We start from the raw sequence: 19,976 nt of genomic DNA, 5'->3' as shown, positions 1-19,976 counted from the left end.
CCCCCGATTGCTGAGTGTCAGCCACTGTATCTAGTGACTGACCCACTGCTATCGGGGGCAAGCCCCCTCCCACATTTGCTTTGTGTTGTCTTCACTTGCGCTGCAACAACCCCGGCAACTGCGCCACCAGCTTCTGGTTGTTCAACGGCGCACGGATAAACCCACGCTGCGTCCCGTCCGGTCCGATCAACGCCAGGTTGCCGCTGTGATCGACGGTGTAGTTCGGCTTGCTGGTATCGGCCGGAATAAACGGAATGCTCACCGCATTCGACACCTTCTGCACATCCTCCACATTCGCGCCGGTCAGGCCCACAAATTGCGGATCGAAATAGCCCAGGTACTGCTTGAGCTGAGTCGGCGTGTCGCGATGCGGGTCAACGCTGACCAGGATCACTTGCAACTTATCCACAGCCTCCTTCGGCAGTTCGCTCTTGATCTGGCGCAACTGGGCGAGGGTGGTCGGGCAGATATCCGGGCAGAAGGTGTAGCCGAAGAACAACAGGCTCCACTTACCCTTCAACTCGTTGATGACCACCGGCTGGCCGTCCTGATTGGTCATGCTCACAGGCGGCAACTGCCGGCTTTGCGGCAGCAGGATGATGCCCGCGTCGATCAGCGCGGTGGGGTCGCCCTGGCCTTTGCCGCTGAGCACTTTGTTGACGGTCAGGCCCATGATCAACGCGACGATGGCCACCAGGATGAAGACGGTTTTTTGAGTTCGAGTCATAGGTTCAACAATAAGTAGTGGTCTACGAGCAGGGCGATAAACAGCAGCAGCAAGTACCAGATAGAGTACTTGAAGGTGTTGATCGCCGCGTGCGGCCGACCGCCACGGTACAACACCCAGGCCCATTGCAGAAAGCGTGCACCCAACACCAGCGCGCACGCCAGGTACAACGGTCCGCTCATATGGATCACGTAGGGCATCAGGCTCACGGCCAGCAGGGCAAAGGTGTAGAGCAGGATATGCACCTTGGTGTAATGCTCGCCGTGGGTCACCGGCAGCATCGGAATGTCGGCCTTGGCGTATTCCTCCTTGCGATGGATGGCCAGGGCCCAGAAGTGCGGCGGGGTCCAGGCGAAGATGATCAGCACCAGCAGCAGCGGCTCGGCGCTGATGTGCCCCGTGACGGCGACCCACCCCAACAGCGGCGGCGCAGCGCCGGCCAGCCCGCCGATGACGATATTCTGCGGCGTCGCACGCTTGAGGAACCCGGTGTAGATCACGGCGTAACCGAGCAGCGAGGCCAAGGTCAGCCACGCCGCCAGGGCATTGGTGAACGCCAGCAACAGGCCCAAGCCTGCAACAGCCAGAAACAATGCAAAGGCCAGCGCCGCCATCGGCGACACCCGCCCTTGCGCCAGCGGCCGCTTGTGAGTGCGCGCCATCACCGCATCGATCCGCCGATCCACCACATGGTTGACCGCCGCCGCGCCGCCGGCACACAGGGCAATGCCCAGGTTGCCAAAAATCAGCACCGTCCATGGCACGCCGGCACGGGTCGCGAGGAACATGCCTACCAGCGAGGTGATGAGCATCAGCACCACCACTTTCGGCTTGGTCAGCTCCAGGTAATCACGCCAGATCGCCTGATCGTGACGCGCGCCGATCACGGTCGCCATGGCATCTCTCCTTTAAGGGTGATGAGCCCCGATACGTGTTTGCGCGGGATAAATCGCCAGCCGAACGGCGATTGATTGCGCACCCTGACCAGGCTGGTTCGCGCGTGGTAATTGACCAGCACCAGCGTCAGCAGCAAGCCAGCACCGCCCGCGTTATGCCCGACCGCGACCGCCAGCGGCAGGCCGAACGCTACATTGCTCACGCCCAGACAGATTTGCGCAGCGAGGGCGATCAACAACAAGCCCGCCAGCCGCGTCATGCCCACCGCACGCAGTTGCCAGGCCAGGCCCAGCAGAACCAGGGTTACCAGCACCGCGCCGAGGCGATGGGTCAGGTGAATGGCCGTGCGCGCCTCGCTGTCGAGTTGGCCGCCCAGGTAATTCGGACCGATGTGCTGGGTCAGGTGAAAGCCATTGGCAAAGTCGGCCGCCGGCCACCATTCGCCATGGCAGGTGGGCAAGTCGACACAGGCGACGGCCGCGTAGTTGGAGCTGACCCAGCCGCCGAGCGCAATCTGCCCGATCACCAACACCAACCCGGCCGTCGCCCAATATTGCAGGCGCCTGGGCACGATCAACGCGGGCAGCACGCCGGACAGGCGCAAGGTCAGCAAAAACAGCAGGCTCAAGGTGGCAAAGCCGCCCAGCAGATGGCCCGTCACCACTTGCGGCCACAGCTTGAGCGTCACCGTCCACATGCCAAATGCTGCCTGGGCAAATACCACGGCCAGCAGAAACAGCGGCAATTTGACTGGCTGGCCAGGATCACGCCGGTGACTCCACGAACGCGCCGCCAATAACACAATCAACAGACCCAAAGTGCCAGCAAAGTAGCGATGGGTCATCTCGGCCCAGCCTTTGTCGGCCTCCACCGGCGTGTCGGGAAAATGCAACTCGGCATGGGCCAACTGGGCCTCGCTTTGCGGCACGCTGATAAAGCCGTAGCAACCGGGCCAGTCCGGGCATCCGAGGCCGGCGTGGGTCAGGCGCGTGTAGGCGCCGAGCAGCACGACGATCAGCGCCAGCAAGGTGGCAAACAACGCGAGGCGAAATCCAGGTTTGGCCATGACGATGCCCCTATCCGATATTCGACAGTTTCAGCAGGTGGCGCAGGTCGTTGAGCAGGTCCTTGCCCTTGACCCTGGCGTCGTAGCGCAGCACCAGGTTGCCGTGGGGGTCGACGATCCACAGCTGCGCATCGCCCGGCGCGGCAGCGTTTTTGGTAAAGGTCGAAACATCCAGCGCGTAACGCTGCAATTGAGGGTATTCGGCTTTCAACCTGGTTTCGTAGTCGGCGCCCACCGGCTGCGCACTCGCCAAGGCATGGCTGGCGCGCGAGGCATCGCGCCCCAGGCCGATCTGCAATTGCCGGGCGAGGTACACCAGTTGCTGGCAATCGGCTGCACACGCCGTGGGCGCGGTGACCAGCAGTTGCCAGCGCTGTTCATCCGCTTGCACGCCAATGTCGGCGCGGGTCTGGCCATTGCCGATCATCTCGCCGTGATAACTGCGGCTATCCGGCACCCAGAACTGCAGCTTGTACATAAAGGTGGCCAGCACCATCGGGCCGATCACCATCAGCAGGATCAGCAGCAGTTGCCAGCGGCCTTTGCGCCGATCGGGCAGGTCAGACATGTTGAGTCGATTCGTGGCCGCTCCCATGGGGCTTCTCCTTCTTGTTGTGCGATCCGAGGTAGAGGTAAAGAACCAGCAGCGCCAGCGCCATGGCGAACCACTGCACGGCATAAGCCAGGTGTTTCTCAGGGCCCATGGCGACCACCGGCCAAGTCGTTTCATAGGTACCAGGGCCGGCGTCAGCGCGCAGCTCATAGGCAAAACCGTTGCGGCCCAACTCCGCCCACAGCGCCGCGGGATGCAGGGCGGTGAGCAATCGCGGCCATGGCGCGCCCGCCGGGTCGGCCTGCAACTGGAAGGTTTCGCCGGGAGCGACGTACACCCAGGCATCGAGATTCAGCGGTTGTTCTGGTGTGGTGAAGGCGGGCGGGGTGCGCCGATCCGGCCAGGGCAGCCAGCCGCGATTGAGTAACAACCACAGGCCGCTGGCCTGGTCGTGGAAGGGTTGCAGCAACTCGACACCGGCCTTGCCATCGCGCATGCGGTTGTCGAGCAATACGCTGTGATCGGCGTCGAATTGACCGCGCAGATGCACACGGCGAAATGCCGGATCTGTGGAGTCGTTGAGTTGGGCGCTGCTCATCGGCGCCGCCACGCGGCGCTCGGCGTAACTGTCGAGCAAGCGTTGCTTTTCATGCCCGCGTGACAGCTGCCAGAACCCCAAGCCCACCATCAACGGCAGCAGCAGCAACACCACCACTGTCGGCGCAATACCGGGACGAAACTGTTTTATGGCGCTGGCTATACTTGTTTTCATTGCCCGCAGCTCTTCTTCAATGTCCAGGAGCCCGACCATGCTCAAAGCAGCCATTGCCCTGATGCTGATCGCAACTGTCGTAAGCCTGTTCAGTGGCTTGTTCTTTCTGGTGAAGGACGAGGGCAACTCCAATCGCCTCGTCACTGCCTTGACCGTGCGTGTCGTACTGGCCGTGATCACCCTGGCGCTGATCACCTGGGGATTTTTCAGCGGCCAGTTGGTTTCCCACGCGCCGTGGTAAGAAGCCTCACAGCACGTAAACGAAGAAAAACAGCCCGATCCACACCACATCCACAAAGTGCCAATACCAACTGGCCGCCTCGAAACCAAACTGATGCTCGGCGTTGAAGTGCCCACGCAGGACGCGCATCAGCATCACAAACAAAATGATCGTGCCGATGGTCACGTGGGCGCCGTGGAAACCGGTGAGCATAAAGAACGTCGCGCCATATACACCGGAGCCCAGCGTCAGGCCCAGCTCTTTATAGGCATGGATGTACTCCTCGGCCTGGAACCCGAGAAATGCCAGGCCCAGCAGCACGGTGAGCGCCAGCCAGATCTTCAGCGCGCCGCGATGGCCTTTGCGCAGTGCGTGGTGAGCGATGGTAATGGTCACGCTGGAACTCACCAGCAGGATGGTGTTGACCAGCGGCAACCCCCACGGGCTGATGGTGCCCTCAGGGGCGGGGTAGAGTTTTGGGTCAGGATTGTTGAGCAACGGCCAGGCAAATTCGAAATTTGGCCACAGCATATGCGCGACGCCCTTCGAGCCTTCACCGGCCAGCCAGGGCGCGGACATGTGCCGCACATAAAACAGCGCACCGAAGAACGCGATAAAGAACATCACTTCGGAAAAGATGAACCAGCTCATGCCCCAGCGAAACGAGCGGTCCATCTGGGGGCTGTACAAACCGGCGCGGCTTTCCTTGATCACCGCACCAAACCAGCCGAACAACATGTAGGCGAGTAGCAGTCCGCCGACGAAAAAGATCCACGGGCCGTGGGATTCCGGGCGCGCCGCCTTGAGATCGTTGAACCACACACCCAGGCCATACACCGTGATCAGCAGTCCAAACGTGGCAATTATCGGCCATTTGCTCTGCGCCGGTACGTAGTACGTATCATGATTCGACATGTATTCACTCTCCCGATTGAGGGGGCAAACAGTAGCTAGCCGCCGGTGTGGGCAGCCACGGGCGGTTGGCGCGCAGTGATATCAAACAGCGTGTACGCCAGGGTCAAATGCTTCACATCCTTGGGCATGTCGCGATCGACAATAAAGCGCACCGGCATCTCGATACGCTCGCCTGGTTGCAACACCTGCTGGGTGAAGCAAAAACATTCGGTCTTGTGGAAATACATCGCCGCTTCGGCCGGGGAAATGCTCGGTACGGCCTGAGCAGTCATCGGCTTGTCGGTGGGGTTGTGGGCCACGAACAGCATCTCGGTCACGGCGCCGGGGTTGACCACCACCTCGTCGGCCTTGGCGTAGAAGTCCCAGACCATGTCGATAGCGTTGGTGGATAAGAACTGCACGCGCACCTGACGTGTCGGGTCCACCACTTGCGAACCCTCGTACTGCCCGGCGGTCTTGCCGTTGATGCCGAACGCCTTGCACATCACGTCGTAGATCGGCACCAGGGCAAAGCCGAAGGCGAACATCGCCACCACCAGGATCAGCAGCCGGGTGACGAGGCGCTTGAGGGGCACGGAGTCAGCCATGGCGATCACCTAAGCCGAACTCGGTCAAGGTGGGAGGAGGCTTGCCTCCGATTGCGATTTCACAGCCAATGAAGATGTAGGCCGATACACCGCCATCGGGGGCAAGTCGAATCGTCGCACCGCCCCTCCCACATTGACCGCGTTCGCGATACAGAACGGTGTTCATTTGACCTCCGGCGGCGTGGTGAAGGTGTGGTACGGCGCCGGCGAAGGCACGCTCCACTCCAGGCCTTCAGCCCCATCCCACGGCTTGGCTGGCGCCGGTGGGCCGCCACGGATGCACTTGATCACGATGAACAAAAAGAAGATCTGCGTGGCACCAAACATAAACGCGCCAATCGACGAGACCATGTTGAAATCGGCGAACTGCAGGTTGTAGTCCGGCACCCGACGCGGCATGCCCGCCAGCCCCACAAAGTGCATCGGGAAGAACGCCATGTTCATGCCCACGAAAGACAGCCAGAAGTGCAGCTTGCCCAGGGTTTCGTCGTACATGTGGCCGGTCCATTTCGGCAGCCAGTAGTAGGCCGATGCGAAGATGCCAAAGATCGCGCCGGGCACCAGTACGTAATGAAAGTGCGCCACCACGAAGTAGGTGTCGTGGTACTGGAAGTCCGCCGGGGCAATCGCCAGCATCAACCCGGAGAAGCCGCCGATGGTGAACAGGATCACGAAGGCCACCGCAAACAGCATCGGCGTCTCGAACGTCAACGAGCCTTGCCACATGGTGCTGACCCAGTTGAACACCTTCACACCGGTCGGCACAGCGATCAGCAGCGTGGCGTACATGAAGAACAACTCGCCCACCAGCGGGATGCCGACCACGAACATGTGGTGCGCCCACACGATAAACGACAGGAACGCGATGCTCGCCGTGGCATAGACCATCGAGGTGTAGCCGAACAGCGGCTTGCGTGAAAAGGTCGGAATGATCGAGCTGACGGCGCCGAAGGCCGGCAGGATCATGATGTACACCTCGGGGTGGCCGAAGAACCAGAACACATGCTGGAACAACACCGGGTCACCGCCACCGGCGGCACTGAAGAAGCTGGTGCCGAAGTGGATGTCCATCAGCATCATGGTCACGCAGCCCGCCAGCACCGGCATCACGGCGATCAGCAGGAACGCGGTGATCAGCCAGGTCCACACGAACAGCGGCATTTTCATCAGGGTCATGCCGGGCGCACGCAGATTGAGGATGGTGGCGACCACATTGATCGCGCCCATGATCGAACTAATGCCCATCAGGTGGATGGCAAAGATGAAGAACGTCACGCTTTCCGGCGCGTAGGTGGTGGAGAGCGGGGCGTAGAAGGTCCAGCCGAAGTTCGGCCCGCCGCCGGGGGTGAACAGCGTTGAAACCAGCAGCAGGAACGCCGCCGGCAACAGCCAGAAACTGAAGTTGTTCATGCGCGGCAGGGCCATGTCGGGCGCGCCGATCATCAGCGGGATCATCCAGTTGGCCAGGCCGACAAACGCCGGCATCACCGCGCCAAACACCATGATCAGGCCATGCATGGTGGTCATCTGGTTGAAAAATGCCGGTTCGACGATCTGCAGGCCAGGCTGGAACAGCTCGGCCCGGATCACCATGGCGAACGAACCGCCGAGCAGGAACATCGCAAACGCAAACCACAGGTACATCGTGCCGATGTCTTTGTGGTTGGTGGTCAGCACCCAACGCATCAAGCCCTTGGCGGGGCCGTGGGCATGGTCACCGGCGTGGCCATGGTCATCGATCACAGCGCTCATGGCCGTTCTCCTGCAAACGAATGGGCGGGGCGGGTCGGGGCAAACGCAATGAGGGCTGTCATTTGCTTTCCGCCTGTTTGATGGCCAGCACGTCTTTCGGCGTGACCATGTCGCCTTTGTTGTTGCCCCAGGCGTTGCGCTCGTAGGTCACCACGGCCGCGATATCCACTTCCGACAGTTGCTTGCCGAAGGCCGCCATGGCAGTGCCGGGCTTGCCGTGATAGACGATGCTCAGGTGATCGGCAGCAGGCCCGGTGGCGATTTTCGAACCTTTGAGCGCCGGGAACATCGGCGGCAGGCCCTGGCCTTCGGCCTGGTGACAGGCCACGCAGGTGGTGTGATAGACCTTGTCGCCACGGGCCACCAGTTCTTCAAGGGTCCATTCTTTGGAGGTCAGCTCCTTGAGCTTGGCGGCCTCGGCCTTACGCTCACCCAGCCAGGTGTCGTAGTCGGCCTTGGACTTGACCTCGACCACGATGGGCATGAATCCATGGTCCTTGCCGCATAGCTCGGCGCACTGGCCACGGTAGATACCGGGCTTCTCGACACGGGTCCAGGCCTCGTTGACGAAACCGGGAATGGCATCGCGCTTGACCGCAAACGCCGGCACCCACCAGGAGTGGATCACGTCGGCGGCTGTGACCAGGAAGCGCACTTTGGCGCCCACCGGCAGGACCAGCGGCTGGTCGACTTCCAGCAGGTAGTGTTCGCCCTTGGTGGCCTGGTTGTGGATCTGCTCGGCGGGCGTGGCCAGGTTGCTGAAGAACTCCACATCCTGGCCCAGGTATTTGTAATGCCACTTCCACTGGTAGCCGGTGACCTGGATATCGATATCCGACTCACTGCTGTCGTAGATGTTGATCAGGGTCTTGGTCGCCGGAATGGCCATCGCGATCAGGATCAGCAAGGGCACGACGGTCCAGAGGATTTCCACGGTGGTGCTCTCGTGGAACTTGGCCGCGACCTGACCGGTAGAACGCCGGTGGACCATCATCGACCAGAACATGGCGCCAAACACGATGATGCCAATCACCACACAGATCCAGAAAATGGTCATGTGCAGGTCGAACACAGCGTGACTGACTTCTGTTGCCCCTGGCGCCATATTCGTTGTCCAGGCGGCGTGCGCCTGGCCGAATACCGACCACAACAGGAGGCCCATCCAAACGTGTGGATGTCGCATCATTGCGGGTTCCCCTTATCGTTCTTGTTATCCCGCCGGTTTGCACCTGCGTCGAAGGGAGCGGCTTCCATACTGCTTACAACCGCTTAGCCTTGCCTGCTTATGCAGTCTGGCGTCATCAGCTAATCGCGTACAAATCCGAGTATAGACAGGGACTGCAACCCCGCAATGTGTAGGGACAAATGAGGCGAAAAGGCACGGCCGGAGCCAATAGAACCGGGTGCGGAATCGATTTTCCGACGAACGATGGCAATTCGATATAACGCCTGTGCATAACCATGAAATAATTATGACAAATGCGTCTTAGGCGCTCGTATAAACGAGCTACCTTAACTTCTCCCTTTTCCTACGCCTGATTCACTGGAGCCTTCATGAACACCGCCGCATTGCGCGAGCAGATTTCCCGTGCCCATCAACACGAAGCCACTACGGGCCAGCTTGCCCAGCAGCTGGAAAAACAATTGCCGCACCTGCATGCAGCCATTTCCCTGGCTGAAGGTGATCGCAACGTGGTCATGACCCGCTTTGTCACTGCCTACATCGACCTCGTGCCGGAGTTGCTCGATGCTGCCAATGACGTGGCTCGCGAAGCCGGAATCGAAAGCCAGATCAAGCCGGTACTGAAGATTGCCGAGCATTTTTTCCTGCAACCGCCCGCAATTCTGGCAGGCCACGAAGGCCTGGACGGGCTGCTGGACGAGGCCTACCTGGCCCACCGGCTGGTGGAAGAAGTCAACGATGTGTATATCAAGCACTTCGGTCAGCCGTTGATTCCGGCGGATACCACCGTGGCTAACGTGATTGCCCATCAATTGATCGGTGAAGATTTCGCCAACCAGTTGGATCAAGCCGTGCACCTGGCGGTGGATGAGATGCTTAACGACGAGAGCTTCGCGCTGGAGTCGGTCGAAGCGTATCGCGAGCAACTGAAAAGCCCGAACACCGAGGCCGCCTGGAAGCGCTGGCCGTGCCTGTCGCGGCAGTTGGGGGTGGAGTTGGCGTTGGATCAGCCGGCTTAAACCTTGAATTCGACACAGAACAAATGTGGGAGAGGGCTTGCCCCCCTCCCACATGTTGATCCGGTTCCGTCAGCCGATTGATGGCGCCGAGCCGATCCCCGTCGTCGTGCGAATCCTGCCTTCCAACCGTCGCTTCAACCCACGCGCCTCAATCACCAGCTTCGAACCCTTCGCCGCATTGGCCCGACCCCATTCCTCCAGCAACTCCAGGCAGGAATGGTCGATATAGCTGAGGTTGTTGAGCGGGACATGCACCGTGGTCCCCGCAGGCACTGTCGACAGCACCTGGGTCAACGCCGGCACTTTGAGAAAGGTCGCCGCACCAATCAAACGCAGCTCCATCTCGCCCTCCTGGGGCAAGTCGATCAGGCTGACTTTCAGCCGCGACGCCTTGAACGCCAACTTGACCAACGTGAGGCCAAAGCCCACCAGCACACCCGTCAGCAGGTCGGTAAAGATGATCGCCAGCGCCGTGGCCGCATAGGTGAACATCGGCATCCGCCCGTAGCGCCCCAAAGCCTTGAACGCCTTGACGTCGACCAGCTTGATCCCGGTGTACACCAGCACCCCGGCGAGGCTAGCCACCGGGATGCTTTGCAACACGCTAGACAGCAGCAACACGAAACCCAGCAACCAGACGCCGTGGAACATTGCCGACAGACGGGTGGTTGCACCCGCCTGGACGTTGGCCGAACTGCGCACGATCACGCCGGTCATCGGCAAGGCACCGACCAGCCCGCAGAGCATGTTGCCGACGCCTTGGGCGGACAGCTCTTTGTCGAAGTCGGAACGTTGGCCGTTGTGCATGCGGTCGACAGCCGCCGCCGAGAGCAGGGTTTCGGCGCTGGCGATAAATGCCACGGCAAAGGCTGCAATCAGCAGTTGAGGATCAGCCAGGTTCAGCAGGTCGCTGGGGCGCAGCCAATCAATGGCGTCAGCCAGGTTTTCCGGGACTTCCACGCGCTTTACCTGCAACGCCAGCACCAGGCTGGTGACCGTAGCCAGGCCGACGCCGAGCAACGCACCCGGCACGAACCGCAGCGGTTGCGGGCGGAATTTATCCCACAGGTACATCACCAGCATCGTCGACAGGCCCAGCAAACCCGCTTGCCAGCCGAGCCCGCCACCAAGGGTCGGGATGGCTTCGGACAGTGCAGCCGGGAAGCCCGCCAGGTTGTCCAGCCCAGAAGGCTTGGGCGCGCCGTCAAGCATCACATGAATCTGCGACAGCACAATCAACACGCCAATCCCCGCCAGCATGCCGTACACCACTGCGGGCGCCGTCACGCGGAACCAGCAGCCCAGGCGCAAGCGTCCGGCCACCAATTGCAGGAAGCCCGCCAGCAGCAGGATCGGCCCCAGCATCAACATGCCGTGCTGGCGCACCAGTTCGAACACCAGCACCGCCAGACCCGCCGCCGGGCCACTGACCTGCAGCGGCGAACCCGCCAGCCAACCCACCACCAGGCCACCGATAATCCCGGTGATCAGACCTTTGGCCGGCGGCATGCCGGACGCAATCGCGATGCCCATGCACAGCGGCAGGGCGACCAGAAACACAACCACCGAGGCGAGCAGCTCCCGTGGCAATACAGCTTTCAATTGAGCAGCACGCATGATGACTCTCCCGAGGCATTCGCCGGGCGCGGTAAAGCCTGGCTGCATCCATGGCAGCCACCGCATTACCCGGCAGGGAAGTGTTTTAGAAGCGCGCTTTAGGCGTCGCGCAAGGGATCGGCCCGTCGCCGCTCAACGGTCGGAACGCCGACTGGTCGGCATCGTAGGCGCGGATTTCGCTGGTCTCGATGTTGTAGATCCAACCGTGGATATACAACTGACCATTGGCCATGCGTGAGGCCACGGAAGGGTGGGTACGCAAATGTTGCAACTGGGCGATGACGTTTTCTTCGGTCAGCACCTTCATGCTCTCGCCTTCGTTGGCGCAGTCGCAGTTGTCCTCGACCATCGACTTGGCCACCTCGGCGTGCCGCAGCCAGGCCCGTACCGTCGGCATTTTTTCCAGGCTGTCGGGGTTGAGTACCGCACGCATGGCGCCACAGTCGGAGTGACCGCAGACGATGATGTGCTGCACACCCAGGGCAAGTACCGCGTACTCGATAGCGGTTGAAACACCGCCGTTCATCTGGCCGTAAGGTGGCACCACGTTGCCGACGTTACGGGTCACGAACAGGTCGCCGGGCGAGCTTTGGGTGATCAGCTCGGGCACGATGCGCGAGTCGGCGCAGGTAATGAACATCGCCCGTGGGCTCTGGGCCGTGGCGAGTTTCTTGAAGAGTTCTTCCTGCTGGGGGAAGACGTCGTGATGGAAATGCAAAAAACCGTCAACGATATGCTTTAGCGCTGCATCGGCGGACTCCGCCACTTGAGGGGCTGAAGCCGACGCAGCCAACGGCTGTTTATCCTTATCACTCATGATTCATCCTCTTGATTAGTGCAGGGGAGTGTTCAGGACAGTTCGACGCCCGGCCAGTGGAATAGTTGTAAAACTCCAAAATCCAGGCGCCGACTCATCAGTCACTCGCTGAGCAAGGTAACCGTCGAAACTTAACTCAAACTGAATGAACCGCTCTAGATCGCGGGTTTCAGTGATGTCAAAACGCGACTATTCCTACAAGCAAGGTGCATTCTTGCTGATCAGTCTACAACAATGCCATCTGTCTGCCCGGTGGACAGAACGCCGTGCAATCCAGGTTGAATCCTTCACGGCGATTGAGCCCCAGGCGTTTGATCGCCTTGCTGAAACGCTGGGCCAGCAAATCGGCGAACGGCCCTTCGCCCCGCATGCGCACGCCGAAGCGGCTGTCATACACCTCACCACCGCGCACCTGCCGAACCAGGCTCATTACATGGGCCGCACGCTGCGGATAATGGGCTGCCAGCCACTCTTCAAACAGCGGCGCCACCTCCAGCGGCAAGCGCAGCATCATGTACGCCGCACTCTGCGCACCAGCGGCGTGCGCTTCGGTCAGCAGGCTTTCCAGTTCACTGTCGTTGATCATCGGGATCATCGGCGAGCACAGCACGCCCACCGGAATCCCCGCCTCACGCATCACCCGGATCGCTCGCAACCGCGCCTTGGGCGCGGCGGTGCGCGGTTCCAGGATGCGCTTGAGCTCATCGTCCAGGCTGGTGAGGCTGATCATCACCGCCACCAGGCGCTGGCGGGCCAACTCGGTGAGCAGGTCGAGATCACGCAGGATCAGCGAACCCTTCGTGATGATGGTCACCGGGTGTCGGTAGCGCAGCAACACTTCGAGGGTCTGCCGCGTGATGTTGTATTCGCGCTCGATGGGCTGGTACGGGTCGGTATTGGAACCCAGGTTGATCGGCGCACACACGTAGCCGGGCTTGGACAGCTGCTGCTCCAGCACATCGGCCGCATTGCTCTTGGCGATCAGTCTGGTTTCGAAATCCAGCCCCGGTGACATGTCCCAATAGGCATGGCTGGGCCGCGCATAGCAGTAGATACAGCCATGCTCGCAACCGCGATACGGGTTGATCGAGCGATCAAACGGCAGGTCCGGCGAGTTATTGCGGGTGATGATGGTCTTGGCCGTCTCAATACGCACTTCGGTGCCCTGGGTCGGCGGCACTTCCTGGTACCAGCCGTCGTCCTCGGCCACGCTGACCGTTGGCGCAAAGCGGTTGTGCACGTTGGTGGCCGTGCCCCGGCCACGGGGCGGCAACGGCGTAGACATAAAAGCGCCTCGATACTGTTTTTATATACAGTATCGAGGCACGAGGTGTCTGACCAGTGCCGTTTGGCGGCCAGCCAGGATTTAGTGCTTTTGCGTGGCCTGCCCCAAATCATCGCCCGAAGTGGTGCGCATATCGTTCTTGCGCAGGTCGGCGACGTCGCTGGCGTTCACTGGCGCACCTTTGTTGCCCCAGCTGCCACGGATGAAACTGACCACGTCGGCGACTTCCTGGTCCGACAGGCGCCAGGCAAACGCCGGCATGGTGAAGGTCGACGGCGCCGCGTGCGTAGCCGGCAAAGTGCCGCCGTTCAACACAATGTTGATCAACGAGGTGGCATCCGCCGTCTGCACTACCGGGTTACCCGCCAAGGCCGGGAACACCCGTGTATAGCCATGGCCATCGGTTCGGTGGCAGGCCGCGCAGTTGTCGATATACACCGAGGCACCCCGCTGGCTGTCATCGCCTTTCCACAGCGCCTGGGCTACCTGCTTGTCGTACACATGGGGCTGATCCTGGGGATCGACCGCCGGCAGGCTCTTGAGGTAACGGGCGATAGCGGTCAGGTCGTCTTGCGACAGGTACTGCATGCTGTGGACGACCACGTCGCTCATGCCACCAAACACCGCGCTGCGATCACTGCGACCGGTCTTGAGGAATTGCACCAGCTGCTCCTCGCTCCAGCTGCCGAGGCCGTCCTTGTGGTCGCCACGCAAGCTCTTGGCGATCCAACCTTCCAACGGCGCACTGCCGGACAGGAACGCGGTGCCATCGGTAGCACTCAGGGCTTTTTCCTGCATGGTCAGGGCACGCGGTGTATGGCACGCGCCGCAGTGGCCTAAACCTTCCACCAGGTAGGCGCCACGGCCGATAACCGGGTCAGTCGCTGCCTCAGCCGGTGTATCCGCCACTTCAGGGGCAAACATCCAACGCCACGCCGCCAACGGCCAACGCATGCTCAAGGGCCACGGAATGTCGCTGTCCTTGTTGTCTTGGGCAACGGGTTCCACACCCTTCATGAAGTACGCATACAGCGCCTGCATATCGCTGTCGCTGACACGCGCATAAGACGGATAGGGCATCGCCGGGTAAAGCGTACTACCGCTTTTGGCGACACCATGGCGCACGGCCTTGTCGAAGTCGTCGAAGCTGTAGTCGCCCAGGCCGGTCTTGTCCGGGGTGATATTGGTGGAGTAGATCACGCCAATCGGGGTTTCCATCGGCAGCCCACCCGCAAAGGGTTTGCCACCCTTGGCGGTGTGGCAAGCCACGCAGTCACCGGCGCGGGCCAGGTATTCGCCCTGCTGGATCAGGTCGGTTTCGGCAGCGCTTATGGAGCAACTGCTGAGCAGCGCCAACGTCGCGATAACAAATGCTTTCATGGTCATCGCTCCTTATGCCTGAACCAGTGGGCCGGGGTTTTTCAGGTACTGCTCACGGATCGCCCGAGCCGACCAGTAGGTCAGCGCCGCCACCAGGCCAGTAGGGTTGTAGCCCAGGCCCTGTGGGAAAGCGGACGCGCCTGGGACAAACACGTTGTGTACATCCCAGCTCTGCAGGTAACGGTTCAACGCACTGGTTTTCGGGTCGGTGCCCATGATCGCGCCACCGTTGAGGTGGGTGGTCTGGTAGGACGCGGTGTTGAAATGCTCACCGACTTTTTTACCAAGTACCGCAATGGCCTTGGGGTTCATCGCTTGGGCGACCTTGCCCATTTTCTCGACCATGAAGCGGTTCATCTTGATGTCGTTTTCCTGCCAATCGAACGTCATCCGCAGCAGCGGCAAGCCGTAGGCATCGCGGTAAACCGGGTCCAGATCCAGGTAGTTGCCACGGTAGGATTGATGGGCGCCGTGGGCATCCATCGACACCTGATGGGTGTAGTAATCGGCGGTGGCGCGCTTCCACGCACTGCCCCAGGCCGGGGTGCCAGGCGGGTTGGACGTCCCGGCAATCGGCCGGCTGCCGGCCTGGTTGACCCACATCGGCGAACCGCCCACAAAGCCATGGGGCCCATGGTCGAAGTTGTCCGCGTTGAAGTCGTCCATCGCCACGCCATTACCGCCCGCGCCGATGAAGTTGTTGGTGTGGGTGTCTTTGTCGAAAAAGGCTTTGATGGTGGCCATGTTCTGGTAGGCGAAGTTGCGGCCCACCACGCCTTCATTGGTGATCGGGTCGTACGGCTTGCCGATGCCCGACAGCAGCATCAGCCGCACGTTGTGGAACTGGAACGCGCCGAGGATCACCAGGTCCGCCGGCTGCTCGATTTCGCGTCCTTGGGCGTCGATATAGGTCACGCCCGTGGCTTTCTTCTTGGTGCTGTCGAGGTTGACCTTGAGCACGTGGGAATTGGGGCGCAGTTCGAAGTTCGGCACCTGGCGCAAGGCCGGCAGGATGTTCACGTTCGGCGAAGCCTTGGAGTACATGTAGCACACGTAGCCACTGCAAAAACCGCAGAAATTGCATGGGCCCATCTGCGCGCCATAGGGGTTGGTGTAAGGCCCCGAAGTATTGGCAGACGGCAGGTTGTAGGGTTTGTAACCGACGTCGGCAGCCGCTTTCTGAAACAGCTGTGCGGAGACTGTGTTTTTCTGCGATTCCAATGGGAACGGGTTGGAACGATCCGGCGCATACGGGTTGCCGCCACGGCCTTCACCCACTAATTGCCCTTTCACCGTCCAGGCCTGGCCTGAGGTGCCGAAGACCTTTTCCGCGTAGTCGAAGAACGGCTCCAGTTCTTCATAGCTGACGCCGAAGTCCTGGATGGTCATGTCCTTGGGAATGAAATTTTTCCCGTAGCGTTCTTCGTAATGGCTGCGCATGCGCAGCTCGATCGGGTCGACACGAAAGTGCACACCCGACCAGTGCAAACCCGCGCCGCCCACGCCATTGCCCGGCAAAAAAGCACCGAGCTGACGGTTAGGCAGGGCGACGTCATTCACGCTGTGGCGAATGGTCACCGTCTCCTTGGAGATGTCCTGGAAGAGTTTCTTGCGCACGCTGTAGGTCAATTCGTCGATGACCTGGGGATAGTTGCCGTCCGGGTACGTGTCCTGCATCGGGCCGCGCTCCAGCGCCAGCACGTTGAGGCCCGCCTCCGTCAGCTCCTTGGCCATGATCGCGCCAGTCCAGCCGAAGCCTACGATCACTGCATCCACTTTCTTCATGATGGTCGCCACGGTTATGCCCTCTCGCCACGGATGGAAACAGCCGGGAAGGGGTATTGCTCGTTGCGTTCCACCCAATCCATAAAGTCGGCGCGGGCGCCGGGGAAGCCGATCATGGTCCAGCCGACCATGCCTTTATTGCCCCCGTGGATCGGGTCGCAGAAGAAGCCTTCCTTGGTGTTTTGCAGTAACAGGTTGAAGAACATCTTTGGCGGCACCGCCTCGAAATGCGCCGTTACTTCACTGCCGCCAGCCTCTAGACGGCGCAGCATATCGTCTCGGGTAGCGCTGTCTTGCGCGGCAAAAGCTTTACCGTTGAAGGCTTTCGACCAGGCATCCGTCGCAGCAATACCCAGGCGATAGATCTCTTTGGGCACCAACTTGCTCTGCCAGCCCATCTCTGGCGCGGCGTCGGCGTTGAACGGACCTTGCATGAACCACAGCGCGCCACTGGCATACGGGGTGTTCATCTGACGGTCTATGTATTCCGGCGCACCGGCTTCCAGGGCACCTGGGCCTTGGGCGTCGGCGGGAATCAAGCGCTCGACGGCGGCGTTGATAAACGCCCATTCTTCTGCGGTGAAATAGCTTGGCTCGTAGGCCTTGTCGCTCGCCGCAGGCTTGGCCGGTGCGGCCTGGGCAGGCTCAGGCGTGGCCATCAATATCGAGCCGCCAAGGCCGGTACTGGCAACCGTGACCACCGGGATCAAGGTCAAGGATTTGCGCAAAAAGTCACGCCGGGGGTTGTCTTGATCTTGATCAGACATGGGTGCACCTCATCATGTGGTCACGGGTTTATTCGGTCGCTTCTGGGGAGCGGCTCGTCTACTTTTGGCAATCAATGGTTACAAATGATAGCAGGCTAAGGATGTGGAGAACGGATTCAACGACCTAAGTCGAATAAACGCAGGCAAAAAAATGTGGAAGGGGGCTTGGCTCCGATAGCGGTGGGTCAGCCGATACATAGGCTGCGTGACACTGCGCTATCGGGGGCAAGCCCCCTCCCACATTAGGTGTGCGTGAAACTTTTAGTCTTTTTTCAGCTTCGGGTTCGGAAAGAATTGCACTGCCTGAACCTTGGGATCCGCCGGCGCTTTGAGTGCCGAGGTATTGACCCGCGTCCCCAGCTCCTTAGGCACTGACAGCCCTTGATCATTCAAGGTGTCGGTATAGCCACAGGCCACGCATTCGCGGTGCGGCACGTTGTCCTCGGTCCACATTTTCAGCTTGTCCGGCTCGCTGCACGCCGGGCAGACCGCCCCGGCGATGAATTGTTTTTTGGTAATCACAGGCCCTTCACTCATGCTGCCGCGTCCTCACTCAGGCCGCTGTGGCGCAAGAGTGCGTCAATCGACGGTTCGCGTCCGCGGAAGTCGACGAACAGCACCATCGGCGCCTGTGAACCACCACGGGCCAGGATCGCCTCGCGGAATGCACGACCGGTGTCAGCGTTGAGTACGCCGTCCTCTTCGAACTTGGAAAAGGCATCCGCCGACAGCACTTCTGCCCACTTGTAGCTGTAGTAACCAGCCGCATAACCACCGGCGAAGATGTGCGCAAAGCTGTTGGGGAAGCGGTTGTAGGCCGGCGGACGCATGACCGACACCTCGTCGCGTACGCCTTCCAACACCTGCGCCACGCTGCGGCCATCACCGTGGGTGGCGTGCATTTCGAAGTCAAACAACGAAAATTCCAGCTGGCGCACCATCATCAGGCCGGACTGGAAATTCTTCGCCGCGAGCATTTTTTGCAGCAGGTCCTGGGGCAGCGGCTCGCCGCTTTCATAATGGCCGGAGATCAGCGCCAGGCCTTCTGGCTCCCAGCACCAGTTCTCCATGAATTGGCTCGGCAACTCCACCGCATCCCAGGCCACCCCGTTGATGCCGGACACGCCAGCGTGTTCGACGCGGGTCAGCAGGTGATGCAGGCCGTGGCCGAATTCGTGGAACAGCGTGGTGACTTCATCGTGGGTCAGCAGGGCAGGCTTGCCGCTGTCAGCCGGGGTGAAGTTGCACACCAGATTGGCCACCGGGCTTTGCAGCACACCGTCAACGGTGCGACGACGGTCGCGGGCGCCGTCCATCCAGGCACCGCCACGCTTGTTGGCGCGGGCGTAAAGGTCAAAGAAGAAGCGCCCGACGTGCTGGCCGTTTTCCTTGATTTCAAACAGGCGAACATCCGGGTGCCAGGTGTCGAAGCCTTTCTGCTCGGCGATCTCGATGCCATACAGGCGCTGCACAATGGCGAACAGGCCGCCCAGCACTTTGTCGATCGGGAAGTAGGCGCGCAGGGCTTCCTGGGACACGCTGTAGCGCTGCTCGCGCAGTTTTTCGCCGTAGAAACCGCTGTCCCAGCTTTGCAGGTCGGCGCAACCTTGTTCGGCGGCGTAAGCCTTGAGCTGTTGCAGATCCTGGGCGGCAAACGGCTTGCTGCGCTTGGCCAGGTCGCGCAGGAAGCTCAGGACCTGATCGCTGGATTCAGCCATTTTGGTGGCCAGGCTCAGTTCGGAGAACGACGCGAAACCGAGCAGTTGCGCCAGTTCCTGACGCAGGTCGAGGATCTGTTCCATCACCGGGCCGTTATCGTTCTGACCGGCATTCGGGCCTTGGTCCGACGCACGAGTGCAGTAGGCCGCGTAGATTTCTTCACGCAGGGTACGGTCGTGGGCGTAGGTCATAACCGCGTAGTAGCTGGGGAATTCCAGGGTGATCAGCCAGCCGTCGAGGCCTTTGGCCTGTGCGGCAGCGGCCATTTGCGCCTTGGCCGAGTCGGTCAGGCCGGCGAGCGTCGCCTCATCGGTGACATGTTTGGTCCAGGCCTGAGTGGCGTCCAACAGTTGGTTGGAGAACTTGCTGCCCAGCTCAGACAGTTTGCTCTGCACTTCGGCATAACGCTTCTGCTGCTCAGGTGGCAGGTCAATGCCCGACAGGCGGAAATCGCGCAGGGAGTGTTCAAGAATGGTTTTTTGCGCCACGTCGAAACCGGCGGCTTCGGGGCTGTTAGCCAAGGCTTCGAAGGCCTGGAACAGCTCGCGGTTCTGGCCCATTTCGGTGGAATACGCGCTCAATGCGGGCAGGCAGCTTTCATAGGCCTCGCGCAATTCGGCGCTGTTGCACACCGCGTTGAGATGGCTGACCGGGCTCCAGGCGGCGCCCAGGCGGTCATTCAGTTCGTCCATGGCCAGTACCAGCCCGGCCCATGTCGGATTTTTACCCTGGCTTTGCAGGATGCCTGCGATGGCAACGCGGTTGTCGGCGAGGATCTGTTCGATGGCCGGCTGCACGTGCTCGGCACGGATCGCCGAGAACGGCGGCAGGTCGTAGGACTGCAGAAGAGGGTTGTTCGCGCTCACGGTTGGCACCTTGGCTGAAGAAACATGTAAGAACAAAGATGGGGCCATC

At 60.8% G+C, this 19,976-nt stretch carries 20 protein-coding genes; 2 read left to right on the top strand and 18 right to left on the bottom strand.

What is annotated here, in order from left to right:
* Window positions 1–91: 91 nt before the first annotated feature.
* The 5 genes from EJD88_RS25855 to EJD88_RS25835 are packed head-to-tail and all read right to left on the bottom strand — an operon-like array spanning window position 92 to window position 4,015.
* A complete protein-coding gene (locus EJD88_RS25855; protein ID WP_112192858.1) occupies window positions 92–727 on the bottom strand; it encodes an SCO family protein in 636 nt (211 codons plus the stop codon).
* Window positions 724–1,623 carry a heme o synthase gene (gene cyoE / locus EJD88_RS25850; RefSeq protein WP_099586193.1) on the bottom strand — a complete coding sequence of 300 codons (900 nt, stop codon included), beginning with the start codon at window positions 1,621–1,623 and terminating at the stop codon, window positions 724–726. Before cyoE ends, EJD88_RS25855 begins: the two co-directional genes overlap by 4 nt.
* Window positions 1,611–2,690 carry a heme A synthase gene (locus EJD88_RS25845; protein ID WP_099586192.1) on the bottom strand — a complete coding sequence of 360 codons (1,080 nt, stop codon included), beginning with the start codon at window positions 2,688–2,690 and terminating at the stop codon, window positions 1,611–1,613. The genes cyoE and EJD88_RS25845 overlap by 13 nt, the downstream gene beginning before the upstream one ends.
* Window positions 2,691–2,700: 10 nt before the next feature.
* Window positions 2,701–3,285 (bottom strand): hypothetical protein, encoded by a 585-nt coding sequence (locus EJD88_RS25840; protein WP_158879302.1) that lies wholly within the window; start codon window positions 3,283–3,285, stop codon window positions 2,701–2,703.
* The gene (locus EJD88_RS25835) at window positions 3,251–4,015 is read right to left on the bottom strand and encodes an SURF1 family protein (protein WP_158879301.1); all 765 of its coding nucleotides are present in this window, start codon (window positions 4,013–4,015) and stop codon (window positions 3,251–3,253) included. The genes EJD88_RS25840 and EJD88_RS25835 overlap by 35 nt, the downstream gene beginning before the upstream one ends.
* A 37-nt stretch (window positions 4,016–4,052) precedes the next feature.
* Between EJD88_RS25835 and EJD88_RS25830 the strand changes: the two genes are divergently transcribed.
* Window positions 4,053–4,256: a twin transmembrane helix small protein gene (locus tag EJD88_RS25830; RefSeq protein WP_012721507.1), complete on the top strand. Its 204-nt coding sequence runs from the start codon at window positions 4,053–4,055 to the stop codon at window positions 4,254–4,256.
* 6 nt (window positions 4,257–4,262) lie between these two features.
* On the opposite strand, the gene EJD88_RS25825 is transcribed toward EJD88_RS25830, so the two are convergent.
* From EJD88_RS25825 to coxB, 5 genes are read right to left on the bottom strand one after another with little or no spacing between them, the layout of a single operon-like run.
* Window positions 4,263–5,150, bottom strand: a complete 888-nt coding sequence (locus tag EJD88_RS25825; RefSeq protein WP_099586189.1) for a cytochrome c oxidase subunit 3 — start codon at window positions 5,148–5,150, stop codon at window positions 4,263–4,265.
* A 35-nt stretch (window positions 5,151–5,185) separates the two neighbouring features.
* Complete coding sequence (locus tag EJD88_RS25820; protein ID WP_099586188.1) at window positions 5,186–5,737, bottom strand: cytochrome c oxidase assembly protein; 552 nt, start codon at window positions 5,735–5,737, stop codon at window positions 5,186–5,188.
* Window positions 5,730–5,903 carry a hypothetical protein gene (locus tag EJD88_RS25815; RefSeq protein ID WP_158879300.1) on the bottom strand — a complete coding sequence of 58 codons (174 nt, stop codon included), beginning with the start codon at window positions 5,901–5,903 and terminating at the stop codon, window positions 5,730–5,732. The genes EJD88_RS25820 and EJD88_RS25815 overlap by 8 nt, the downstream gene beginning before the upstream one ends.
* A complete protein-coding gene (gene ctaD, locus EJD88_RS25810) occupies window positions 5,900–7,489 on the bottom strand; it encodes a cytochrome c oxidase subunit I (protein WP_099586187.1) in 1,590 nt (529 codons plus the stop codon). Before ctaD ends, EJD88_RS25815 begins: the two co-directional genes overlap by 4 nt.
* 58 nt (window positions 7,490–7,547) lie before the next feature.
* The gene (coxB, locus tag EJD88_RS25805; protein ID WP_112192853.1) at window positions 7,548–8,675 is read right to left on the bottom strand and encodes a cytochrome c oxidase subunit II; all 1,128 of its coding nucleotides are present in this window, start codon (window positions 8,673–8,675) and stop codon (window positions 7,548–7,550) included.
* 368 nt (window positions 8,676–9,043) lie between these two features.
* Between coxB and EJD88_RS25800 the strand changes: the two genes are divergently transcribed.
* Window positions 9,044–9,691: a hypothetical protein gene (locus EJD88_RS25800; protein ID WP_112192852.1), complete on the top strand. Its 648-nt coding sequence runs from the start codon at window positions 9,044–9,046 to the stop codon at window positions 9,689–9,691.
* Window positions 9,692–9,760: 69 nt separating this feature from the next.
* Here the strand turns inward: EJD88_RS25800 and EJD88_RS25795 are convergent, their stop codons facing one another.
* The 8 genes from EJD88_RS25795 to prlC form a co-directional block, all read right to left on the bottom strand.
* A complete protein-coding gene (locus EJD88_RS25795; protein WP_099586184.1) occupies window positions 9,761–11,308 on the bottom strand; it encodes a SulP family inorganic anion transporter in 1,548 nt (515 codons plus the stop codon).
* Between the two features lie 85 nt (window positions 11,309–11,393).
* Window positions 11,394–12,125, bottom strand: coding sequence for a carbonic anhydrase (locus tag EJD88_RS25790; RefSeq protein ID WP_099586183.1), 732 nt, complete (start codon window positions 12,123–12,125; stop codon window positions 11,394–11,396).
* Window positions 12,126–12,351: 226 nt separating this feature from the next.
* Window positions 12,352–13,410: a PA0069 family radical SAM protein gene (locus EJD88_RS25785; RefSeq protein WP_158879299.1), complete on the bottom strand. Its 1,059-nt coding sequence runs from the start codon at window positions 13,408–13,410 to the stop codon at window positions 12,352–12,354.
* A gap of 81 nt (window positions 13,411–13,491) precedes the next feature.
* Window positions 13,492–14,790: a cytochrome c gene (locus tag EJD88_RS25780; protein ID WP_158879298.1), complete on the bottom strand. Its 1,299-nt coding sequence runs from the start codon at window positions 14,788–14,790 to the stop codon at window positions 13,492–13,494.
* Between the two features lie 12 nt (window positions 14,791–14,802).
* The gene (locus EJD88_RS25775; RefSeq protein ID WP_112192849.1) at window positions 14,803–16,587 is read right to left on the bottom strand and encodes a GMC family oxidoreductase; all 1,785 of its coding nucleotides are present in this window, start codon (window positions 16,585–16,587) and stop codon (window positions 14,803–14,805) included.
* A 2-nt stretch (window positions 16,588–16,589) separates the two neighbouring features.
* Window positions 16,590–17,342 carry a gluconate 2-dehydrogenase subunit 3 family protein gene (locus tag EJD88_RS25770; protein ID WP_099586179.1) on the bottom strand — a complete coding sequence of 251 codons (753 nt, stop codon included), beginning with the start codon at window positions 17,340–17,342 and terminating at the stop codon, window positions 16,590–16,592.
* Between the two features lie 261 nt (window positions 17,343–17,603).
* Window positions 17,604–17,879: a YheV family putative zinc ribbon protein gene (locus EJD88_RS25765; RefSeq protein ID WP_010207776.1), complete on the bottom strand. Its 276-nt coding sequence runs from the start codon at window positions 17,877–17,879 to the stop codon at window positions 17,604–17,606.
* The gene (prlC, locus tag EJD88_RS25760; protein ID WP_178117161.1) at window positions 17,876–19,975 is read right to left on the bottom strand and encodes an oligopeptidase A; all 2,100 of its coding nucleotides are present in this window, start codon (window positions 19,973–19,975) and stop codon (window positions 17,876–17,878) included. The genes EJD88_RS25765 and prlC overlap by 4 nt, the downstream gene beginning before the upstream one ends.
* Window position 19,976: the final 1 nt, after the last annotated feature.

It is taken from the genome of Pseudomonas sp. PB105 (assembly GCF_009764655.1).
Lineage (GTDB): Bacteria > Pseudomonadota > Gammaproteobacteria > Pseudomonadales > Pseudomonadaceae > Aquipseudomonas > Aquipseudomonas cyclaminis.
Note: the sequence above shows the minus strand (reverse complement) of the source record. Positions and strands in the feature narration are given on the sequence as shown.

Coding starts and splice junctions, on each gene's coding strand:
- EJD88_RS25855 (WP_112192858.1), bottom strand. CDS start 727: ATGACTCGAACTCAAAAAACCGTCTTCATCCTGGTGGCCATCGTCGCG.
- cyoE (WP_099586193.1), bottom strand. CDS start 1,623: ATGGCGACCGTGATCGGCGCGCGTCACGATCAGGCGATCTGGCGTGAT.
- EJD88_RS25845 (WP_099586192.1), bottom strand. CDS start 2,690: ATGGCCAAACCTGGATTTCGCCTCGCGTTGTTTGCCACCTTGCTGGCG.
- EJD88_RS25840 (WP_158879302.1), bottom strand. CDS start 3,285: ATGGGAGCGGCCACGAATCGACTCAACATGTCTGACCTGCCCGATCGG.
- EJD88_RS25835 (WP_158879301.1), bottom strand. CDS start 4,015: ATGAAAACAAGTATAGCCAGCGCCATAAAACAGTTTCGTCCCGGTATT.
- EJD88_RS25830 (WP_012721507.1), top strand. CDS start 4,053: ATGCTCAAAGCAGCCATTGCCCTGATGCTGATCGCAACTGTCGTAAGC.
- EJD88_RS25825 (WP_099586189.1), bottom strand. CDS start 5,150: ATGTCGAATCATGATACGTACTACGTACCGGCGCAGAGCAAATGGCCG.
- EJD88_RS25820 (WP_099586188.1), bottom strand. CDS start 5,737: ATGGCTGACTCCGTGCCCCTCAAGCGCCTCGTCACCCGGCTGCTGATC.
- EJD88_RS25815 (WP_158879300.1), bottom strand. CDS start 5,903: ATGAACACCGTTCTGTATCGCGAACGCGGTCAATGTGGGAGGGGCGGT.
- ctaD (WP_099586187.1), bottom strand. CDS start 7,489: ATGAGCGCTGTGATCGATGACCATGGCCACGCCGGTGACCATGCCCAC.
- coxB (WP_112192853.1), bottom strand. CDS start 8,675: ATGATGCGACATCCACACGTTTGGATGGGCCTCCTGTTGTGGTCGGTA.
- EJD88_RS25800 (WP_112192852.1), top strand. CDS start 9,044: ATGAACACCGCCGCATTGCGCGAGCAGATTTCCCGTGCCCATCAACAC.
- EJD88_RS25795 (WP_099586184.1), bottom strand. CDS start 11,308: ATGCGTGCTGCTCAATTGAAAGCTGTATTGCCACGGGAGCTGCTCGCC.
- EJD88_RS25790 (WP_099586183.1), bottom strand. CDS start 12,125: ATGAGTGATAAGGATAAACAGCCGTTGGCTGCGTCGGCTTCAGCCCCT.
- EJD88_RS25785 (WP_158879299.1), bottom strand. CDS start 13,410: ATGTCTACGCCGTTGCCGCCCCGTGGCCGGGGCACGGCCACCAACGTG.
- EJD88_RS25780 (WP_158879298.1), bottom strand. CDS start 14,790: ATGAAAGCATTTGTTATCGCGACGTTGGCGCTGCTCAGCAGTTGCTCC.
- EJD88_RS25770 (WP_099586179.1), bottom strand. CDS start 17,342: ATGTCTGATCAAGATCAAGACAACCCCCGGCGTGACTTTTTGCGCAAA.
- EJD88_RS25765 (WP_010207776.1), bottom strand. CDS start 17,879: ATGAGTGAAGGGCCTGTGATTACCAAAAAACAATTCATCGCCGGGGCG.
- prlC (WP_178117161.1), bottom strand. CDS start 19,975: ATGGCCCCATCTTTGTTCTTACATGTTTCTTCAGCCAAGGTGCCAACC.